The organism is Vibrio salinus, from assembly GCF_021272385.1.
GTDB lineage: Bacteria > Pseudomonadota > Gammaproteobacteria > Enterobacterales > Vibrionaceae > Vibrio > Vibrio salinus.
Genome location: NZ_JAJSDZ010000010.1, coordinates 325,105 through 347,059 on the forward strand (window position 1 = coordinate 325,105; position 21,955 = coordinate 347,059).

Sequence of the window (21,955 nt, forward strand, 5' to 3'; positions counted from 1 at the left end):
TTTCTCCATGTGCAGGTTTAGGAGTAGGGATATTGAAAACCGTTACAACTAAAAAAGTGTTATCTAAAAAGCAAAAAATTTATCAGTCTTTAAATAAGGCGGCTTTTGCTGATCCATTTTCATTTTTAGGTCCGTATCTTTCACCGGAACAGGGGGTGCTCAGAGTATGGATGCCGGGTGCAACGGGGGTCGATTTATTACTGGATGATGGTGACCGACGTCCACTGACGAAGGAGCAGGAGGGCGATGGATTTGTTCTTTTTGCTGAGAATGATCTTAAATTTACACATTACCGACTCGCGATAGACTGGGATGGTGTTGAGCAGGTTATAGATGATCCGTACCAGTATCACTCTATTTATGCGGAATATGAAGATCTGCATACTCCTGTGAACATGTACCGAAATCTTGGGGCCCAACTGGTGACTCAGGAGCGTGATGGAAAGACAATTCAGGGAACCCGTTTTCTGGTCTTTGCTCCTCATGCTTCTGCTTGTAGCCTGGTTGGTGGTTTTAATCAGTGGGATGGCAGGCGTCATCCGATGCAGAGGCTTGATTATGGCATCTGGGGTATTTTTATTCCTGATTTACCGGTCGGGACTCAGTATAAGTTTGAAATAAAAGGCCCGAATGGTGAAGGGCTGCCACATAAAGCGGATCCCTGGGGTTATTATTCCGAGCAGTTTCCTTCTCTTGCTTCTGTCACTTATGACCATTCTCAATATCAATGGCGTGACAAAAAATGGCAAAACCGACCTGTTACGGAAAAGAGAAAGGAAGCCTTGTCATTTTATGAACTTCATGTTGGCTCGTGGAAACGGGGACTGAATAATGAATTCCTGACCTACCGTGAATTAGCCGATGAGTTGGTTCCATATCTGGTAGACATGGGGTATACCCATGTTGAACTGATGCCCATTGCCGAACATCCGTTTTATGGCTCATGGGGGTATCAGCCCGTGGGATTATTTGCGCCCTCAAGCCGGTATGGTTCGCCGGATGACTTCAAATATTTTGTTGATCTTTGCCATCAGGCGGGCATCGGCGTTGTTGTTGACTGGGTGCCTGCGCATTTCCCGGCAGATGGGCATGGTCTTAATAACTTTGATGGTACGCCATTATTTAATGATCCGGATCCGAAAAGGGGCTGGCATCAGGACTGGAATTCGTTCATTTATGATATGGGTAAAGAGCACGTTCGTCGCTTTCTGGTTGCTAATGCACTTTTTTGGTTTGATTTTTATCATATCGATGGGATCCGGGTGGATGCGGTTGCATCGATGTTGTATCTGGATTATTCCCGAAGTCACGATCAATGGGTTCCGAATATTGATGGCGGGAATGAGAATTATGACGCCATTGCAACCTTAAAATGGATGAATGAGGAAGTCTATCGGCATTTCCCTAATGCCATGACCATTGCTGAAGAATCCACGGCGTATCCCGGAGTTTCCGCCCCAACATTTGTTGGCGGTTTGGGTTTCGGGTTCAAATGGAATATGGGCTGGATGCATGACAGCCTGGAGTATATTCAGCATGAGCCGATTCACCGCAAATATCATCACAATACGATTACGTTTCCGTTAATCTATGCTCATAGCGAAAACTATATTTTGTCTTTATCACATGATGAAGTGGTCTACGGTAAATGCTCTTTGCATAACAAAATGCCGGGAGATGAATGGCAGCAAACGGCTAACCTGAGAGCCTATTTTGGTTATATGTATGGTCAGCCGGGTAAGAAGCTGAACTTTATGGGGGCGGAATTTGGTCAGACCGGTGAATGGGAGCATGACAGTCAGCTTCAGTGGTTCCTGTTGGATTATGAACGTCATCAGGGAGTAAGAGAACTGACCCGGGATCTGAATAAACTCTATCGCAAAGAAAAGGCGTTATTTGAATGTGATAATGAGCCAAAAGGTTTTGAATGGCGGTTATCGGATTCGGCTGATGCCAGTGTTCTGGCACATGAGCGTATGAGTGAATTGGGTGAGCGTATCTTAGTCATTTCAAACTTTACTCCGGTTCCACATGAGCGTTTTCGTTTGGGAGTCCCTCTTGCCGGCAGCTATGAATTGTTACTGAATACCGACGATAAAAAATATTACGGTAGCAGCTTCCCTATCACTAAACTGATTAAAACGCAGAAAGTTCAGAGCGAAGGGCTGGATCAGTCTATTCTGGTGCAGTTACCTCCGCTATCAACGGTGTTTTATAAATTCAAAAAAGCATAGCAGCTTTTAAAATATTACTACCTTTGAATGGGATTACCCGATTTACAGTGTGAATCGGGTATTTTTTTGAAGTAATTCTTTGCTAAATAAGCAATATATTGCTTGCGTCTGGGCAATATATTGCTCAATTGATGATAGTGTATTTATAACTTATTGATTTTTATTACCTCAAAAAATGGCATTGTCCTTGCTCTTCTGTGACCGTGTTTGTGAAAACACAACACATCTAACAATTTCAGTTGAATTCGTGAGTCCTGCTTGACTCACACATATATAAGGAATTTGCAATGCCAACTCCATGTTATATCTCTATTGAAGGGGAAACTCAGGGTCTTATCACTTCCGGTGCATGTACTTCTGACTCTATCGGTGATGCTTACGTTGAAGGTCATGAAGATGAAATGCTGGTTCAGCAGTTTGATCACGTGGTGACAGTACCGACTGATCCTCAATCTGGTCAGCCTGCCGGTCAGCGTGTTCACAAACCATTCAAATTTACTGTGAACCTGAACAAAGCAGTGCCGCTACTTTACAATGCGCTGTCTTCTGGTGAAAAAATGACATCGGTGAAACTGAAATGGTACCGCACTTCAATCGAAGGTAAACAGGAAAACTTCTTCACAACCACGCTGGAAAACGCCACCATCGTTGACGTTCGTTGTGAAATGCCACACTGTCAGGATCCTAAAGATGCAGATTTCACTCAGAACCTAACTGTGTCTATGTCTTACCGTAAAATTACCTGGGATCACGTTAATTCTGGTACTTCAGGTGCTGATGACTGGCGTAAACCAATCGAAGCGTAATTTTACGTCTCGAATTCATAGTCGCCTGCTCCGGCAGGTGACTTTTCAAGCCTTAAGCGCAATGCATTTTAATGAGTGTATGGCGCTTAAGGTTTTCGCCGTATAAAACAAACCTATAAAAAGAAAAGGATACAAATGGCAACGTTAGGCTTTCAGATAACCATCGATGGTTTAGATGATGATACGTTAGTGGTGCGGGAATATCAGGGACATGAATCCATTTCGGATTCCGTTGACTGGGCCGGAAGACCTTGTTTTGGTTACCGGTATCAGATTGAACTGGCCAGCCGCCGTATGGACTTAACGGCGGATGATATCGTGGACAGTAAAGCATTGCTTCAGATTGTGCGTAATGGAGAAGTAGTCCAGAAAGTTCATGGTATTGTACGTTCTTTTTCCAAAGGTGATACCGGACACCATCATACGTTTTACTCGATCACAGTGGTGCCTTCTCTAGAACGTTTGTCATTGCGTCATAACAGCCGCATTTTCCAGCAGCAGAGTGTACCGGAGATTTTGTCGGTCCTGCTGCAGGAAATGAACATTACCGATTACACCTATGCGCTGAAAAATGAGTACGCTAAACGGGAATTCTGCGTGCAGTACCGGGAATCGGATCTGGACTTTTTCCACCGCTTAGCGGCAGAAGAAGGGCTGGTTTACAGCTTCATTCATAAAGATGACCGGCACATTTTATTCTTCACCGATAGCAGTGAAAGTCTTCCGGATATTGGAGAAGGTGTGCCTTACAATGTACTGTCAGGTGGGACAACCGATACGCCTTATGTTTCTCAGATGGATGAACACCGCCAGTCGGAGCCAGACCGTATTGCCATGCAGGATTACAGTTTTAAAAAGCCGGCTTACCATTTTGCTCAGTCGGCGCAGGGCTCTGATATGGAATATCAGTTGCATACTTACGAACATTTTGATGCCCCCGGCCGTTTTAAAGATGATGCACAAGGCAAGCTGATTAATCAGGTCCGGCTGGAATATCTGCGCCGTAATGCCCATACCGCAACCGGGAAAAGCAATCAGTCTCATCTTAAAGCCGGAAGCACATTTGTGCTGACGGATCATATTAACGCTGAAATGAACCGCGACTGGCTGCTAGTTGCGGTAGCGCATCAGGGAACTCAGCCTCAGGCTCTGGAAGAAATGGGCGGACATGGCGCAACCACTTATGCCAATCAGTTTACGGTGATTCCGGCGAACATTACCTGGCGGGCGACACCGCAACCCAAACCCAGAGTTGACGGACCGATGATTGCGTTAGTTGTGGGGCCGGATAAAGAAGAGATTTATTGCGATGAGTATGGCAGGGTGAAACTGCAGTTTCCCTGGGATCGTTACGGCAATGGAGATGATCAAAGTTCTTGTTGGGTCAGGGTGTCTCAGGGCTGGGCCGGGGCTCAGTATGGTATGATGATGATTCCCCGTATCGGCCATGAGGTGATAGTGTCGTTTTTAAATGGCGATCCGGATCAGCCAATCGTAACCGGTCGTACTTATCATGCCCAAAATACGCCTCCCTATACATTACCGGATAATAAGACGAAGACGGTGATCCGTACTGAAAGTCATCAGGGGAAAGGGTTCAATGAACTCAGTTTTGAGGATCAGTCCGGCAGTGAGAAGATTTATATTCATGCTCAGAAGGATATAGAGTCGCTGGTGGAAAATGATGCTACCCGCCATATAAAACATGACCGTCACCTTACGGTTGATAATGACCGTTATTCCAATGTAAAAGTTAACGATCACCTGACCATTGATGGGGAGCAAAGGATTAAAATTGCCAATAATTGCAGTCTGAATGTGGGTCAGTCTCTGCAACAGAAGGTGGGTAAGAAAACGGCGCTTCAGGCTGGTCAGGAAGTGCATCTAAAAGCGTCGAATAAAATTGTATTGCAGGCGGGTAATGAAGTGACTCTCAAAGGAGGAAGCGGAATTATCAAGCTTGATGCCGCAGGTGCGCATGTGATTGGCCCGAAAATCGGGCTGAACTCTGGTGGCAGTGCCGGTAGCGGCTCCGGTTATGCGGGCAAAGTGGCTGAGTTACCAACCACGCTTGAGGCATTGAAAGCCCCGGATGAGTTGGTGCAGGATGAGGTGACAGCGAGTCTGGTTTCTGCAGCTGCGACTCTGAAATCCGCAGAGCCGGTGGTTTTTCAGCAGGTGCAATATGATTTAGCTCAGGGTACACCCATTACTCAGCTATGTCAGAAGCGATCGGATGGAACCTGTCCGTTAAGTGATTGTCCATGTGGGAATAATGTGTAATGGTTGATTTGTCTTATTATGATCTTGGGCTGGATGGAAACTGGTATGCCCTGATTAGTGATTATGAAGGCATGCGTGAGCAGGTTTATTCTGTGCTTGATAAGCATGAAATAGAACCATTGTATGTTGAAACCATGCTTGAACCATTAATTGAGAAAAGTCCGGTATTGATCCAGTTAAAAGATGCGGATGACCCTATTACAGAGAAGTTACCGGATTCTCATTCTTTGTATTTTTTTGCCGAATCAACCGTTTCTTTTGAGCAGGTCATCGATCATTTACGTTTAAGAATGAACATTCTTTTCGATGGAAACCGAAAAGGCTTATTTCATTTCTATCATCCGGCCGTCGCCAGTTATTTTTTTGGGTTATCAGAGCCGAAGGATACATCGCAGTGGTTAGCGCCGCTTTTGGCTGTGCTTGTCTATCGTCAAATTCACAGTTGTGCTGATGATTGGGTGTTAATCAGTCCATCTGACAATCGTCCTGATGCAGAGCTTCAGAGGGGCGTCTGGAGTATTGCTTATTCTCAGCATAATGCCTTAATCCAGCAAATGGATGAAAAAGATATTGTTGAATGGATGAAAGAGAATGGTCATTCAGAAATCAACTGGACTCACCAACTGAAAGTCAAAACGTTTACAGAACAGGTTGGGTTGAGTCATCTCTCTTTGATTGTTTCTCTGAGGAATTTTGTCCATAAAGAAAAGGCAGATATTGATAAATTTATATTCGATCAAAAACAACTCAGTTCATTAGATCAGTTCGACAAATTAAAACAAATAAAAGAAACAATGGTTAGGGAGCTTATTCATGTCAGGTAGTTCATATGTAGGAAAAACCGCTTGTGAAGGAAAGAAATTCTATGTTGAAGTGACTGGCGTACAACATGGTAAAGAGCAGGCGATACAATTTTATGATCTGACGAACATGACGGAACAGGAGGCTCTGGAAAATAAGCAGGAAGTTGATGAAAAAGAGGAAACGTCGATCTTTAGCTGGGATTGGTGTGATGAAACAGAAAATCGCAATGTTTGGTTGAGTATTCCGACAGAAGATCAGCCGATTAAGCTCCCGTTATTTGAAGATGTGACATCTTATAACTTAAGAAGTGGAGATCAGGATTACCTGCTACAGTCCGTAGTACCGATGACGTTGATGCCATCTATTATAACGAAAGATGGGAAAACGATCTCAAAAGTGGATGACAAAGATCGTGTTGCTCCATTGAAAGAAGGGTATTTGTATATTGCATATAAAGGTAAAGTTTGGCGCGAAATAAAAATCACCTCAACAGAGGATGGATTACCTGAATTCAGAGATATCAACTTGTATTCCTACAGAAAAGGAAGAGATAAGGAATTTAAAATCGGTTCTGATCAACGTAAACCAACCGGGGTTGCTTTGAAAGATATTTGGATACCGGTTAAAGATAATAATAAGAATGTTTCTTCTCTTTATATTGCATACTCGGAAGTTCAGTGGAGTATGGAGCGATTAAAATATTTCGAAGAAAAAGAATCGCATATTTTTCAGAGAATGGAAAAATTAACTGCTCATTCGTATCAGCTTTCGACAGACTTACCAGAGATGAGAGCAAGAGAGCAACAGTTTGAATTAAAACTATCTAATCCAATTGCTTTTAACCGGGATTTAACAGGAAAAAAGTTATTAGAGCGTCTTAATCAAGCCAGACATTTGAGTTATGAATATAAAAAATTAGATGATTATACTCAGGATCATGACATCCTTTTTGAATACAAAGCCAGAATGACTTCACTGTCTGAAGATCTTAATAAAAGCTTCAAGAAAAAAGAAACAGCTGATGACTCTGGTGATATTACGGATCACTCGAGCAATAGTGAAAAAACAAAAGTAGCAAAGAAATTGGTCTCTGATGCTCGGAATAAAGAAAAAGAGCTAGGCGATTTATCTTGTGACATTGAAAAGTCGTGGACAGCAGAGGCAAAAAGTAATTACTTATTGGATGCCCAAAAACGAAAGCTACGCTTTTGTATTGTTAATGATCCGATTTTTCTCCTTCGCCATCATAATGCTGTGTTAGTGAGTGCTCAACAATATTTACAGTTTATTCATACAGATGCAACTCTTCAAAGAGATTTTAGGAGTGCACAGTTGTTGCAAATGTTTGTTATCCCACCTAAATATGGTGACAAAGAAAATCCACTCCACAAATTTGCCGATAATATAAACTATCGGTATGCATCACATAGTATCTACCACAAGACAATGCGAACTTATCTTCGGCTTTTTGTTCGTCGAGATATTAGAGAATTACAGCAAACGGTATTTGATGCTTTAACAGAAAAGTCCTTTTCTTTTGCGCTTAGAGACATTACTAGTTTGAACGACAATGAGCGAGCCCGAGGGGCTTACAATATCGTGAACAATTGTCGTCATGCAATACAACTGGATTCTCACGATCAGGATAGTTTGTTACCGGAATATGAAAAAATAAGAGACCCTAACTTATTCATTAAATTAAACAAACTATTCTTTAATGATAGCAAACATCCACTGAAGCTGACCTTACTTGGTGAAGATGATGAGTATGATGAAGTCAGCAATTATATTGAGGGGACAACAAGTACCAAAGATTATCTGAATGCAGATTATGTGAATGACGGTACAGGTATTGCCCAATTAGCTCATATTATTCGTCTTGGGTCTCAGGATATTAAGCCTGATGAGAATTATGTATTAGAACAACCAGAAGCTATTGCCTCCCTAGCTCAAACAGGTTCTTTAGCTGAAGGTTACACACTTTATCAAGAGCGGCTTATATTGGATAAAGTGAATAACATGTTTAGTAGTTATTATACTGCGGCATTAACTGCAAAAATGACCTACGACAGTAAGTCTGAAAATCTAAGAAAGGATTTAAAGACTGTTCAGAATGCATTGGAAGAAATGCATATCGGTAAACTAATGACCAAGGTATCGGCTTATTCAAAAGCGTGGATGTCAAAAATTGCAGATGGTTTGTCATTTAAATCAACCTTTAAAGCAAATCCAAACCTGGATATGATCATGCTTTATATGAAAGGGACAAATAATGCCGGTGTTATTGAAGAATTTGGTAATAACCTGTTAAGAGTAGACAGTGCGCCAGTTCATCAGGAGAAAACCAATAATTTTGGTCGTGGTGGAACAAGAACCAGTATGACCGGAGATTTTCATGATGCATCAGGTAACACGGTTGCCAGTACCAGCAAAGCAAGACTTGGGGCAGGTGAAAACACAACACTTAGTCAGGTAAAAGCCTTCTTCATTGATAAAAATAAGTCACCGGAAGCGGCAAAAATAGCGCCAACGCTTGAGAATAATATTGCGGATTTGAAGCGATATAAAAGTAAGAATGTGAGAGATATTGCCCGGGGCGAACACATGGATAAATTTAATGCTGCTTCAGCCTATAAGAAAGCAGGAATTCCTATGGTGTTCCTCTTTTTTGAAATGTGGAATTTGCATTCTGCGATGAGTGTTTATATGCAAAAGAAAAAGTTAGGATATGAACCAGCTTTTTTAGATCAATTAAACATCCTCAGTGCTTTAGGAGATTCTGGAGTTGCTATTGCTCAGGTGTATGAGACTCTGTCACAAAATACCTTTAAGACGCTCTGGAATGCGGAAGAAACACGTATTGGTAAAGGGCTTGCTAAAGCATTCAAACTGAATGCTAATAGTGCAGGGGTATCGGCAACAGAAGCAGCAGAAAGTAGTGCCTCTCGTATTGGTTTGGCTGTGGGCGGTGAAATTACTTTTCTGACTCTTGCTGGTGCTGTGTTTGGTGTTTTGACGGGGTGTTTACTTGTCGTTCAGGGAATTGTTTTATTTTGTCATGGTGATACTGATGCCGGGTTAGCTATGATTGCTGCCGGTACTATCCTGATTATTGGCTCCATTCTGACCGTATTTATCACTTCTGTTTCCTTTTTATCCATTCCTATTATTGGCTGGATTATTTTTGCACTGGTGTCCATCTTTTGCCTGCTTGGTGCATTATGGACAGACTCTCCTTTGGAAAAGTGGATTAAACAAAGCGTTTTTGGTTATGAAGCAGACCATAGTTCAGATTATGACTTTATCAGAGAGGATCCTCAGGTAGCGTATCTACAACTATTAAATATTTTTGTTTGTGTACAATTATATTCAGGAATTATCAGTTCTACATCCACTCAATATAAATTGACCGACGAACAAGAAGCCCAACTTTCCAAACAGTTAAGAGTTCAGTGCAAGCAAGAAGGTGCAACACATTTTGTTCGTTTGTCCACAAATGCGATGGCATTCTTTGGCTTAAAAGCCAAAGATATTAAATTCCATCAGAAGTTTCAGGCAACAGACATTAAAACCATTATCAGTAACGGTATGGTGACAAATCAAAAATCCAAACCTGTATCAATAAAACCTTTTAAAGTGATAGAGTTACCCGATGGAAAACTGTATCTGTTTAAGTCTGAGTATGCTCAAAAACCGTTTGTTTCAGGTTTTGGCGGGTATACGACAATGTATTCGACAGAAATTGAAGCCCTTGCTCAGATAGAAGTGGGTAATTATATTTTCCCTCAACCGTCTTTAGATGAATATAAAGAGACACTGCAGTATTTAAAAGATAATAAAATTGCTAAATCTGTGGCGAATTTTTCTGATGGTCAGACTCATGGAATTATTCAATACATGTTTGATGCACCAGCCATACCTAAAAATGCGTATTGGGCTGATACTCGGGATTGATAACTATGCAAGCAGAAACACACTACACACACACAGCGTATAACAGTCAGGCTACTTCGTTACAGGTACCGCCCGAAAACAAATCGACATTTACCCGCATTCTTGAGACGGGCCAAGAGATATTACCCTGGACGCAGCCAATTAGGACTATTTGTACTAAAGTCTACGGCGGTGTACTACCAAGTGGTTACCAGAGAATAAGACAAGAAAATGGGGGGAAGTTAGATGACTGGAATCATAAAACCTTAATGGCTTTTCAGGGTAATGGCTGGATGAGTGCGTTATCGTTACTCGGCTTACTTGGGAAAGTATTTGTTTTGTTTGTTGGGCCAGTGACGATTCTTAGCTGTCTTTTCTTTCTTTTTGCCGGGGATAGTTTTTCTTCAACACTTGTTTTTTTTTCTTGGTATTTTTTTCTGTTTGGATTACCGGGTTTAATTATATGGAAATATCAGGAGTTGCATGTGTCAGGGCGATTTCGGATAAAGGCAATTGAAAAGAAATTAGCCTCATTTAAATACTTCGAACTTAACCGGGAAACGGGGATGGTGACGCTGTTTGATAAAGATGGCAGTGTTAAATTTTCTCATCCCTTTTTAGAATTTGACTGTATTTTTCAGACCATTCCGGTTGCGGGGGGAGCATTAAATCACCGTTTAATGCTGAAACATCGTTATACCGATTATGCAGAAGGCGTTCCACTGCATGTTATTCTTTCAGTGAAAGGGGTCTCTTCAGATTATTACCGTCTCTGGAATATGATTCAATTATATATGGATATCAGCCAGCCTCTACCGGATACCTACTATTTAGAAGAGTTTCGATCATTGGATCCAACAACGAAAGCGTATGATGAAGAAACCGGTAGAAATCCAACGTATTGGCGAGATATGAATGATCAGGAATATGTTGATGCCATGCTTGCCATTGAGAGAAGGCAAAGTGGATTTAATGAAACCTTGGGAAATAAGATAGATATATTTCAGGCTACATAGGTTTAGCTTAAAAGACTCTGGATATTCTTAGTTATCGTTTAATGCTTGTGCCCCGGTGGCTGACTATCATCGCTTCTGGAATGTAATTCAGCGTTATATGGATATAAGTCAGCCATTACCCGATATTCCCATGTTAGAACCATTCAGAAATTTGGATCCGATAACCGCTGAAGATGATAAAAAAACGGGTCGCAATCCCAGATATTGGCGTTCAATGACAAATGAAAGTATATGGCCACGTTAAAAGAGATTGTGGAAAAGCAAAAGAAAATACCGGCAAGTGGCCCTGAGATTGATATTTATGAATAGTTTGTGAATAGACAAAAAAAGGCCGCATTCACAGAGTCTGAGTGAATGCGGCAAAAGAACAGACATGAATTTTAGGTGTTAAGCATAAAGCAGTTTAGAAATGAAAATCGATTTGTGTTCTGAATAGATCTCTGTGCCCTCCTAAGCCATTTGCTTCTTCGGAACGGTTTCTTCTTTGTATTGAGTAGAATGTTTCCCATACAACATTTTTAAACAATACATATTTCACACCGGCGATCCATCCCTGGGTATCGGATGGAAGAGAACCCCATTCGTCATCGTGTGAGTAGTCACCGTATTTTTCAAAATCAATATACCGTGCATATAAATTGTAAGAGCCTATCTTGTCTAAATCGGTTGCTTTATAGTCAATACGGTATTCCTGGCTGGTGTTATCGGTATCCGCATTTGTCCAGGCAAAACTACCGGTCAACGTTATGTCTTTATACGCTTTCCACTGAAGTTCAGCAGCTGCCATACGGCTCATTTTTTGATCGTCACCATGGTTTTCGTTGCCAGCAACCGTCAGACTGGTTGCTAACTCATCCGTGATACTACCGGTAAGGTTAGTACCATAGATTGATGATTCCTGACCATTCGGCATTGAGATCAGATCACCCTGACGAGGCCGCCACCAGAAGGCTTTTGCGTTCCAGTCTTTATAGACGTCGTAATCAAACTGAATACCATCGGCTGCGTGGCCGAATGGCACAGCCTGAAAACCCAGTCCCCACCATTTGGTACCAACAGTTACACCGACACCGTGTACATTACCTTCTGTCCAGATACGTTGAACTGTGCCATCCTGGTCACTGCTTCCGGCATCCCCTTCACGCCAGGATTGATTGACGGTATAGCCTTTTCTCGTCTCGCTTTGGAAGAAGGCATTCCAGTTATCATTGACTTTCATTTTAGCTTCGAAGTCTAAATAAAAGTGACGGTTGTTGGTTCCGGAGCCGACATCTGTATCTAAATCATCAACATCGTATTTCGCTCTGAAAAAACCGTAAAAATAAATTCTGTCAACCAGAGACTTAAGCTTTTCGTAGGATTCTTCACTCATAGCACCTGGCGTAGCTTCTTCCGTTTTAGCTTGTTCCAGTCTGGCTTCATACTCCTTACGCATTTGAGTCATTTTAAGCAGTTCTGCTTCGTAGCTTTTATGCATTTCTTCCATACGTTGCATTTGTGCATCAAGGGCCTTTTGATCAACCGATGTGTCGGCAAATACCGGGGCTGATAAAAGAGACCAGCATGCGCAGCTGATAGCAATCGAGGATGCTAATAGTTTTTTTCTCATTAACTCTATCCTATAAGTGTAGGGTCTGCTTATTTGGCAAACGTTGTTTCGTTGTTTCATTGCTTTAACAGTTTCAGAGCATCATCACGTATTGCTATCAGAGCAGGCATACCTAAATTAAATTAGGGAAAACATACTCCATAAATTGGCAAATTATGGAAAACGGTTTCCATAATAAATAAAAAATAAAGATAAAACAAAGATTGACCACCGCTGTGTTTATGCTTTATCGATGATTTTTTATGATTTTATACGTTTAATTACTCTAAAACAGCTATAAGGTTATTCATATATTTGAAATAAATATGTGCTTTAGTGCACACTTTGTACACATCTAGAAGAAAATTGGAAACCGGTTTCTAATTTTTGCCAACTCTGTCACTAAATATTCATAAAAGGGAATCATTGATTTATTTTTATAATGGCGTGTGCTGAAAGTTAATGACTTCCCAATTTATCAATAGCTGTAGAGGAATGTTTTTCGGGCATTGGGGTTATAAAGAATGCCATCGGCCAGGGGATTGATCTGATTTTTTCTCTGGCTAAAGAGTCATGGAGAAAAGGATATCCGGGAGTTTGAAAGCTTTGTTGATGAGCAAATACGGTTTCTGCTGAGTGAGATTATATGCTAAGAACTATTACGGAATCGTGAGAAACAGGACGTATTCAGTTATGACCTAAATACGCCACTGTCTGGGTGCTTTAATCATTAGTCAATTTAATCAGTAGAATATCACATGGCATTGTTTCAATTAACGGGGCGGCGGTGGAAATGAAAACCTGTCCTAATTTACCATAATGATGGTGCCCGATAATTAACAGATCTATTTCGTAGCGATCAATCATTTCCTGAATTTTTACGGGTATATCACCAGAGCAGATAATCGAATTTTTAATTGGAAAACCAATACGTTTCAATCTATCAAGTAAATTGGCTTTGGAATGTGTTCTGGATGTTTTATCGTATTTTTCTGCATCAAATTCTAATGGGCTGATATAGTAATTTTCAAGCTTCATATCAATGTGTACTGTACAAATGTCGGCCTCATTATTCTTCGCAATATTCACTCCTTTACTTACGATGTTTTCCAAATCTTCATTTGTATCAACAGCGACTAAAATATGTTTATAAGTCATATTCAACTCCTACCTGATTGAATTTACTTCAGATTTCATAAATGTCGCAATCAAATACTCACTGACAATATATTCATCTAAAGTAGGGCAGTGACATACAAAAGTTTCATTCTTACAAATACAACTTTATTCATATTAGTATAGATTGACGATGACCATTTATCTGTAAGTGAGGACTTACAGATAAATGTGACAGGTAACCATTATTTTTGTAATGATTTGCTGAGTTATAGAAGTGCTTCAGCCAGCAGGCTGACAGGGTGAATACAGCTTAAACCGGTATTTTCTTCAATTTGCCATTTGCAGGTTTCGCAGTCAGTGATTGCGTAGTCAGCATTTGAATGGTTAATTTGTTCAAATAAACCTTCACCGATTTTCATGGAAGTATCGTAGTTTTCTTCTTTAAAGCCATAGGTTCCTGCAAGGCCACAGCATTCGCTGTCGAGGACGATGACTTCCAGTCCCGGAATCATTTTCAGCATTTCAATAGTGAAAATTTTGCCGCCACTTCTTTCCAGATGGCACGGTGTATGATAAACGATGCGTTTGTTCAATGGCTTCATTTGGGGCATATTGCCACTCATAAACTCTTTGAGTAAAAAGCGGGTCACATAATGAATTTTATCGGCGACCTGATGGTTATCGACACCGAGAACATGAGGATACTCTTCCTGAAGGGTAAAGGAACAGGTTGAAGAAGTAGAGAGTATGGCTTCACTGTTGGAATCGATGGATTGTTTTAAATTTTTAATGTTGAATTCCGCATTTTTTTTGGCTTTATCATAAAAGCCATTTGCAATAAGAGGAACTCCACAGCATTTTTCTTTATCCAGAAGACGGACACCGATATTCATGGCATTCATTACCCGGATGAAATCTTTTCCCAGCTGAGGATGATTGTAATTAACATAACATCCGTGAAAGTAACTGATTTGTCTGGAAAACTGCGCTTGTTCGGATTCCTGTTTTTTAAACCATTTTCTGAAAGTGCCATGTGAATATTTTGGCAGGGATTTATGATTATGCACACCAATGGTTTTGTGCATGATTTTTTTTATTACGGGTAATGAGGTTGCTGCATTTACCACCGGAGCGACGGGCGTAGCCAGAGAGCCAAACAGATCGGTATGACTGAGAATGTAGTCTCTGATCAGTTTTGGATTAAGTGGTTTTTTGCCGTATTTTCCCCGGGCGACGGCGATAATATCGCCGATTCTGACACCAGATGGACAGGCTGTTTCGCAGCGTTTACAGTTCGTACAATATTTGAGTATATCATCGTAAAATTCAGGACTTTTCATTCTCAGTCGTTCACCATCCGGGCCACATTGTTTGGGTCCCGGAAAGTCTGGATTTGCTTTCGCGACAGGGCAATAGACAGTACATACTGTGCATTTTATGCATTGATCAAAGGTAGTATCTTTCTTGGCGACATTCATGCTCTCGCCTCCAGTGGTATATTAGGGTTTCGTTCTGCCATTATTTTTTCAGCCGCGGCGTATGCCGTACTGATAGCTATACCTCCGCCACACCCGTGAGTAATCGGGTTATACCCTGATAAGACAGAGCCAACGCACGTCAGGTTATGAACTTTCTGGCCCTGAATACAAGGCACGAACTGTTCATCGGTTTCAACACCGAATGACAGGAATTCATGAGGGTGTTGGGTAAAAAAGTCTTTTTGATGCCAGAATGAACGGTCTCCGGTCTCTGATATGTCCAGCCCGAAAACCGGTTCTGTGACGTGGTTTCGGTCGGCGATAAGCCCTTTGCTGAAAAAACTGCCTGAAGCCAGGATATAGTGTTTGGCGGATAACGTCAGGTCGCCCATTTTTCTGGTACGGATGTCAGATAACTGCAACTTGTTTTCGTTGGTGTTGAATTTACCGCCGAGAACTTCGTCGCCTTTGTGCAGAATGCCGCCCCGATGAGTAAATGTTTTCATTAAAGCTTCTTCTATCCGGATACCCAACAATGACGGGGGCATTGTTGGCACTTCGTGAAAATGTAAACCGGTTTGATTGCTTAATTTATGCATCAGCTGTAACCCGTCTCCATTGCCCAGTATTGCCGGAATGATCACCAAATCATCAGGTGTTGCAGTAGCCGATAACTGATCAGAGAATTCATCGAAATTCTGTTTATTACGTAACACTCTTGATATATCAATAGAGCGGAAATCGTTTGGATTTCTGTGTAGCTGATTAAATGCACTCAGGTTAATTTTGACGATCCTAATGGGGATGTTCCCGACCGGAAGGGCATTGCGCTGCAACACTTCTTTGGCAATATTAGGTTGAAAATCCCGGAAACCTTCAATGGAAACCATGACGATTTGTTTTATGTCCTGAAGGTTGCGGCAGTCAAAATCCAGTTTTTTTACATAAGGTTGTGATAACCAGGCCGGTTTTAATGTCCCTAGGGTAGTGATACGAAGATGGTTTTCCTGAGTGGGTAAACTGCTCATTGGTATACCGGCATCAGATAGGATAGACTGAAACCAGCTCATTGCCTGACGAATATTCCGAACGCCTATTTTTGCGTATGGATGCTGTGGTAGAGAAGTGTGAAGCCTGCTTATTTCACTCCATGGATCTCTTACTAATTGGTGAGAAATAGGAGAGTGGGATAAGAGATCAATTGAACCGGAAGAAAAATGCAGTGCACTTTGCCCGCTGCTGATAATGGCGGTTTTCAAACCGTGATCCAGGCATCTCAGTGCGGCAGAATAACCGGCAATACCACTTCCAATAATAATCACATCGTAGTTTAACATAAGGCGTTACTCTCCCTGTTCAGGATGTTTGGCTGTGCTTTGGGAATGGTCAATATCACCGGCACCGAACAAACCTTCGTATATCCAGTAACTGAATTCGGCTTCTCTCAACGCATCTCCCCAGAAAATAGGTTTAATGCCTTTCCAGCGTTCTTCAAGGAAGTCTGTCAGCAGCTGACCTGACTCGTAGCCAGATAAGTTGCCATATTCATGAAACAAACTGGCAGCCCGGTAAGTGCACAGCTCTCCCTGACAGGGGCCCATGCCCAGCCTTGTCCGGCGTCTCAGATCGATCAGGTTTCGGACGTCGAGATTTTTGATGGCATATTCAATTTCACCGGCTGTAACCATCTCACATTCACAAATAATGCTCTGGTTGCGGGGTTGTTCTGAGAGAAACGACAAAGCTCTTTCCCCATGACGGTAAATTGCCGACTCATAAACTGGTTTTGCAATACTGGCATTTTTTCTCAGCTGTTTTGGTGATTCGACAGATCCCGGAAGTGGGGTGGTATGAGTTGTACAGGGGGTTGTGTTACTCAGTTTTTCTGCCACCACATCCGTTGCCATTTCAGCCATGAGGCGGTAAGTCATGAGTTTTCCACCGGTAATAGTCGTAAATCCTTTCAATCCATCTCTTTTTTCATGATCCAGCAGAACAATGCCACGGCTTATATTACGGCCACTGCTGTCATTATCGATTGAAACCAGAGGCCTGACTCCTGCATAGGCTCTCAAAACCCGAGTGTTCTCCATGATGGGAGCCAGCTTGGTGCCTTCTTTCAGTAACAGATCGACTTCATCGGTGGTAACATGCAAATCATCGATTTTGTCGTAATCGATGTGTTCCGAAGTGGTACCGATAAGAGAGATCGTATCGCCGGGGACCAGTATGTCGGCATCGGACGGCTTACGGCAACGGTTGATGACCAGATTATTTATACGGTAATCCAGAATGAGTAATGAGCCTTTTGCCGGAAACATTTTAATATCGAGTTCTGCATATTCGCAGATACCCTGCCCCCATATTCCGGCAGCATTGATGACCTGATGAGCAAAAATCTGAAATTTAACGTGGGTCTGAGTATTGATGCAGTTAACCCCCAGTACCTGATCGCTCTGACGGATTAATGATGTCACCAGAGTATGATTAAATAAACGTGCGCCGTGCTCTTTTGCGTCTAAGACATTTGAGGCGGTAAGCCGAAATGGGTCAAGTGTTCCATCCGGAACTTTTACTGCACCGAGCATGGATGGGTTTGCATTGGGTTCGAGAAGAAGAGCTTCTTTGGGTGACAGTTGTTCAGTTTCAATATCGGCGGACTGACAGGCCGAAATAAAAGTATCCTGAAAATTTAAATCATCCTCAGGAAGTGTGATAAAAAGTCCCTGAGTATCTTCTACGCAGTGTCTGGCAATGCGTTTCAGTATCCGGTTTTCCTGAATACACTCTTTTGCTGAATGCTGATCGGTAACAGCATAACGGGCACCAGAGTGCAACAAACCATGATTTCTTCCTGTGGTTCCTGAAGCCAGGTCATCTCTTTCAATCAAAATACAGTCAATGCCTCTCAGAGCACAATCGCGCATAATCCCAGATCCGGTTGCGCCTCCTCCGATGATAATGACGTCTGTCTGATACTGATTCTTCATCTTTTCGCCCGTTATTGTTCATTTTCAGTGTGACAATGAATTGTTTAAAACAAATTAAACGCTCGTTTTTATGGTTTTAATGTTCGTTCGAAAATAAATTATCATAACAATAGCACAGAATAGAGTGATTGAGTTCAATATATGAGCAGAATTCATATATCAGAAACAAAAAACCAGCCGGAGAGGCTGGTTGGTGGGTAAACGAAAATTTTAAACGATATCGAGCGGGATACTATTTTCTTTTAATATGTTGCAAATTTCTTCTGGTGGCGTTTGGTCGGTGATCACCAGGTTGACTTCATCGATGCGTCCTAGTTTGACCATTGCATTCCGGCCAAACTTGCTGTGATCAACCCCTAAAAAGACTTTTCGACTGTTCTCTATGATGGCTTTTTTCACCCGAACTTCATGATAATCGAAATCCAGTAGTGAACCGTCGAAATCAATACCACTGATACCTAAAATCCCAAAATCTAAACGAAATTGTGAAATAAAATCCATCGTGGCTTCACCGGTCACTCCACCGTCACGGTTACGGACTTCTCCACCGGCCAGTATGACTTTAAAATCAGGTTTCACCATTAAAATAGAGGCAACATTAATATTATTTGTGACGATTCTCAGGTTTTGATGTCTGGTAAGAAGTTCGTATGCGACCGCTTCCGGAGTGGTTCCGATATCAATAAAAAGAGTAGCATCGTCGGGTATGTGCTCAACGAGTTTTTGAGCGATTTTTTGTTTTTCATCCCGGTTTGCTATTTTTCGTATTTGATAAGATGAGTTTTCGGAGCTGGTGAATAAAGTGGCGCCACCGTGATTGCGTTTAATTTTATTTTGCTCGGCCAGTTCGTTGAGATCCCGGCGGATGGTTTGCGGACTGACATTAAATTTATCTACCAGCTCTTCAGTATTCACATAGCCATGATTTTTAACCAGTTCGATAATTTTTTCGTGCCGTTTATTTGCTTTCACCGTTGATATTGTCCATTCAATTGTGACTAATAATAGTCTAATTGTTCATCATAGGATTGGAAACCCTTAAATTTGGATAATATTTTCAATTGTTTACTGTAAGAATAAGAATGTTTGTTTTACGGTTGTTACCATTTTATTTGGAACTATGTTTGTGCGTTATTTAACAAAAACGAATAAAAAATTAGCATTTTTATGTTCGTATGATCGTTTTATGAGTTCGGTTTGTTTTCGTTTTTGGTGGTGGCTCTATAATTATAACCACGCTATCTATGTGGGATAGTGTTCCATTTATTTCCAGGGGAATACACTATGGCTAGTAAAAAAGAACATACACTCCTTGGTGAGTGCATAGCCGAATTTGTAGGTACGGGGCTACTTATTTTTTTCGGTGTCGGGTGTGTCGCTGCACTCGTACTAACCAACGCAAAATTTGGACAATGGGAAATCAGCATTATGTGGGGCCTTGCTGTTGCTATCGGCGTTTATTGTACTGCCGGGGTTTCGGGTGCTCATATTAACCCTGCTGTCACTATTGGTCTTGCAGCTTTTCAGGGGTTTGATAAAAGGAAAGTCATACCATACATTGTGGCTCAGACTGCAGGGGCATTCTGCGCCGCAGCACTGGTTTATGCGCTATATAGCAATTTGTTTGTTGCTTGGGAGGTGAGTCATGATATTGCCAGAAATTCACCTCAGGCTTTAGCGACTGCCGGTATTTTTTCAACTTACCCGAATCCAGCACTTTCTTTTTCTGGAGCATTTGCCGTGGAATTCTGTATTACCGCTGTGCTGATGTTTGCGATTTTAGCATTGGGTGATGAGAATAACGGTGCTGCCAGAGGTCCTCTTAATCCATTGCTAATTGGTGTAGTGGTTGCTGTTATCGGTGGCTCTTTCGGACCTTTAACCGGGTTTGCAATGAATCCGGCCCGAGATTTTGGCCCGAAATTATTTGCTTATTTAGCCGGTTGGGATTATGCGTTAACCGGGGCGAGAGATATTCCTTATTTTCTGGTTCCGGTTTTTGCTACCACATTCGGAGCCTGTTTTGGAAGCTGGGCATATCCAAAGCTGGTTGGCGCTTATCTTCCTACTGTTGGTACCGGTTGTACGATACCGAATCAGTGTGAAGAAACTGACGTGACTGATAATAACGAAGCACACATATAAATAATAAAAAAATAATCCAATAAAATGAAACAAGGAATTTTAAAATGAACGATCAATATATAGTCGCTCTTGATCAGGGCACCACTAGTTCCCGGGCGGTTGTTCTGGATCATAATGCTAATATTGTTAGTGTATCTCAGCGAGAGTTTACTCAGATTTATCCGCAGGCTGGTTGGGTTGAACATGATCCTCTGGAAATTTATGCGACTCAAAGTTCAACAATGATCGAAGCGCTTGGTAAAAAAGGTATCCGGTCTGATCAGGTTGCCGGTATTGGTATTACAAACCAGCGTGAAACCACGATTGTCTGGAATAAAGAAACGGGTAAGCCTGTATATAACGCGATTGTCTGGCAGTGCCGGCGTACTGCCGATATTTGTTCAACTCTGAAAGAGGTGGACGGATTTGAGGATTACATCCGGGAAAATACCGGGTTGGTGTTGGATCCTTATTTCTCAGGAACAAAAGTGAAATGGATTCTGGATAATGTCGATGGTGCCAGAGATCTGGCCAAAGCCGGTAAGTTATTGTTTGGTACGGTTGATACCTGGCTGGTTTGGAAAATGACTCAGGGCCGGGTTCATGTTACTGACTACACAAATGCCTCCCGAACCATGTTATTCAATATCAATACACTGGAATGGGACGAAAAGATTTTAAATACTCTGGATATACCACTTGCCATGATGCCGGAAGTTAAGCCGTCATCTGAAGTGTATGGAAAAACCAATATTGGCGGTAAGGGAGGAACCCGGATTCCGATTGCGGGCATCGCCGGTGATCAGCAGGCAGCTTTATTTGGTCAGATGTGTGTGAATGCCGGTCAGGCAAAAAATACCTACGGAACCGGTTGTTTTCTGCTGATGAATACTGGTGAGGAAAAAGTCACGTCAAAAAATGGGTTGGTGACAACACTGGCCTGTGGACCGGATGGTAATGTTGCCTATGCGCTGGAAGGCTCGGTGTTTATGGGCGGGGCATCTATTCAGTGGCTTCGTGATGAAATGCGGTTGATTGATGATGCCAAAGATTCTGAGTATTTTGCAACCAAAGTGGATACTTCTAATGGGGTGTATGTTGTACCTGCTTTCACTGGGCTGGGTGCACCATACTGGGATGCTTATGCCCGGGGAACCATTGTTGGTATGACCAGAGGGACCAATTCTTACCACATTATTCGTGCCACGCTGGAAAGTATTGCGTATCAGAGCCGGGATGTGATTGATGCAATGCAGGCGGATTCCGGTATTAAACTGGAAACGCTGAGAGTTGATGGCGGTGCAGTTGCGAATGATTTCCTGATGCAGTTCCAGTCCGATATTCTGAATACAGATGTTCTGAGACCCAAAGTAACGGAAGTGACAGCCCTAGGTGCGGCGTACCTTGCCGGTCTGGCCGTTGGTTTCTGGAGCAGTCTTGATGAAGTGTCAGACAAAGCAGAAATTGATCGTGTATTTACTCCTCATGACGATGAAGAAAAACGAGAGCAACGTTACAACGGATGGCGCAGAGCAGTGAAAGGCGTGCTGGCCTGGTGTGATGCTGTAAAAGACATGTAA

14 protein-coding genes are annotated in these 21,955 nt (G+C 42.0%); 8 read left to right on the forward strand and 6 right to left on the reverse strand.

What is annotated here, in order from left to right; all coding sequences use genetic code 11:
• Positions 1–56: 56 nt before the first annotated feature.
• The 6 genes from glgB to LRQ06_RS14950 all read left to right on the forward strand — a co-directional run bounded on the left by glgB (position 57) and on the right by LRQ06_RS14950 (position 11,076).
• Positions 57–2,234, forward strand: a complete 2,178-nt coding sequence (gene glgB / locus LRQ06_RS14925; protein WP_373054854.1) for a 1,4-alpha-glucan branching protein GlgB — start codon at positions 57–59, stop codon at positions 2,232–2,234.
• 287 nt (positions 2,235–2,521) lie between these two features.
• On the forward strand, positions 2,522–3,040 hold the full coding sequence (locus LRQ06_RS14930; RefSeq protein WP_232767775.1) for an Hcp family type VI secretion system effector: 519 nt from the start codon (positions 2,522–2,524) through the stop codon (positions 3,038–3,040).
• A 135-nt stretch (positions 3,041–3,175) separates the two neighbouring features.
• Positions 3,176–5,323, forward strand: a complete 2,148-nt coding sequence (locus tag LRQ06_RS14935) for a type VI secretion system Vgr family protein (RefSeq protein ID WP_232767794.1) — start codon at positions 3,176–3,178, stop codon at positions 5,321–5,323.
• Entirely contained in the window at positions 5,323–6,147 is an 825-nt protein-coding gene (locus LRQ06_RS14940) for a DUF4123 domain-containing protein (RefSeq protein WP_232767796.1), read from the forward strand. The genes LRQ06_RS14935 and LRQ06_RS14940 overlap by 1 nt, the downstream gene beginning before the upstream one ends.
• Positions 6,137–10,081: a toxin VasX gene (locus LRQ06_RS14945; RefSeq protein WP_232767797.1), complete on the forward strand. Its 3,945-nt coding sequence runs from the start codon at positions 6,137–6,139 to the stop codon at positions 10,079–10,081. Before LRQ06_RS14940 ends, LRQ06_RS14945 begins: the two co-directional genes overlap by 11 nt.
• A gap of 5 nt (positions 10,082–10,086) precedes the next feature.
• Positions 10,087–11,076: an MARVEL/CASP family protein gene (locus LRQ06_RS14950; protein ID WP_232767799.1), complete on the forward strand. Its 990-nt coding sequence runs from the start codon at positions 10,087–10,089 to the stop codon at positions 11,074–11,076.
• A gap of 403 nt (positions 11,077–11,479) precedes the next feature.
• Here the strand turns inward: LRQ06_RS14950 and LRQ06_RS14955 are convergent, their stop codons facing one another.
• From LRQ06_RS14955 to LRQ06_RS14980, 6 genes are all read right to left on the reverse strand, one after another.
• On the reverse strand, positions 11,480–12,685 hold the full coding sequence (locus LRQ06_RS14955; protein WP_232767808.1) for a hypothetical protein: 1,206 nt from the start codon (positions 12,683–12,685) through the stop codon (positions 11,480–11,482).
• A gap of 702 nt (positions 12,686–13,387) precedes the next feature.
• The gene (locus tag LRQ06_RS14960) at positions 13,388–13,822 is read right to left on the reverse strand and encodes a universal stress protein (protein WP_232767810.1); all 435 of its coding nucleotides are present in this window, start codon (positions 13,820–13,822) and stop codon (positions 13,388–13,390) included.
• Between the two features lie 227 nt (positions 13,823–14,049).
• Positions 14,050–15,261 (reverse strand): anaerobic glycerol-3-phosphate dehydrogenase subunit GlpC, encoded by a 1,212-nt coding sequence (glpC, locus tag LRQ06_RS14965; RefSeq protein ID WP_232767812.1) that lies wholly within the window; start codon positions 15,259–15,261, stop codon positions 14,050–14,052.
• On the reverse strand, positions 15,258–16,598 hold the full coding sequence (gene glpB, locus LRQ06_RS14970; RefSeq protein WP_232767813.1) for a glycerol-3-phosphate dehydrogenase subunit GlpB: 1,341 nt from the start codon (positions 16,596–16,598) through the stop codon (positions 15,258–15,260). Before glpB ends, glpC begins: the two co-directional genes overlap by 4 nt.
• A 6-nt stretch (positions 16,599–16,604) precedes the next feature.
• Positions 16,605–18,251: an anaerobic glycerol-3-phosphate dehydrogenase subunit A gene (glpA, locus tag LRQ06_RS14975; protein ID WP_232767815.1), complete on the reverse strand. Its 1,647-nt coding sequence runs from the start codon at positions 18,249–18,251 to the stop codon at positions 16,605–16,607.
• A 210-nt stretch (positions 18,252–18,461) separates the two neighbouring features.
• Positions 18,462–19,223, reverse strand: a complete 762-nt coding sequence (locus LRQ06_RS14980) for a DeoR/GlpR family transcriptional regulator (protein ID WP_232767817.1) — start codon at positions 19,221–19,223, stop codon at positions 18,462–18,464.
• Between the two features lie 312 nt (positions 19,224–19,535).
• On the opposite strand from LRQ06_RS14980, the gene LRQ06_RS14985 reads away from it, so the two are divergent.
• On the forward strand, positions 19,536–20,396 hold the full coding sequence (locus LRQ06_RS14985) for an MIP/aquaporin family protein (RefSeq protein WP_232767819.1): 861 nt from the start codon (positions 19,536–19,538) through the stop codon (positions 20,394–20,396).
• Between the two features lie 44 nt (positions 20,397–20,440).
• Positions 20,441–21,955, forward strand: coding sequence for a glycerol kinase GlpK (glpK, locus tag LRQ06_RS14990; RefSeq protein WP_232767821.1), 1,515 nt, complete (start codon positions 20,441–20,443; stop codon positions 21,953–21,955).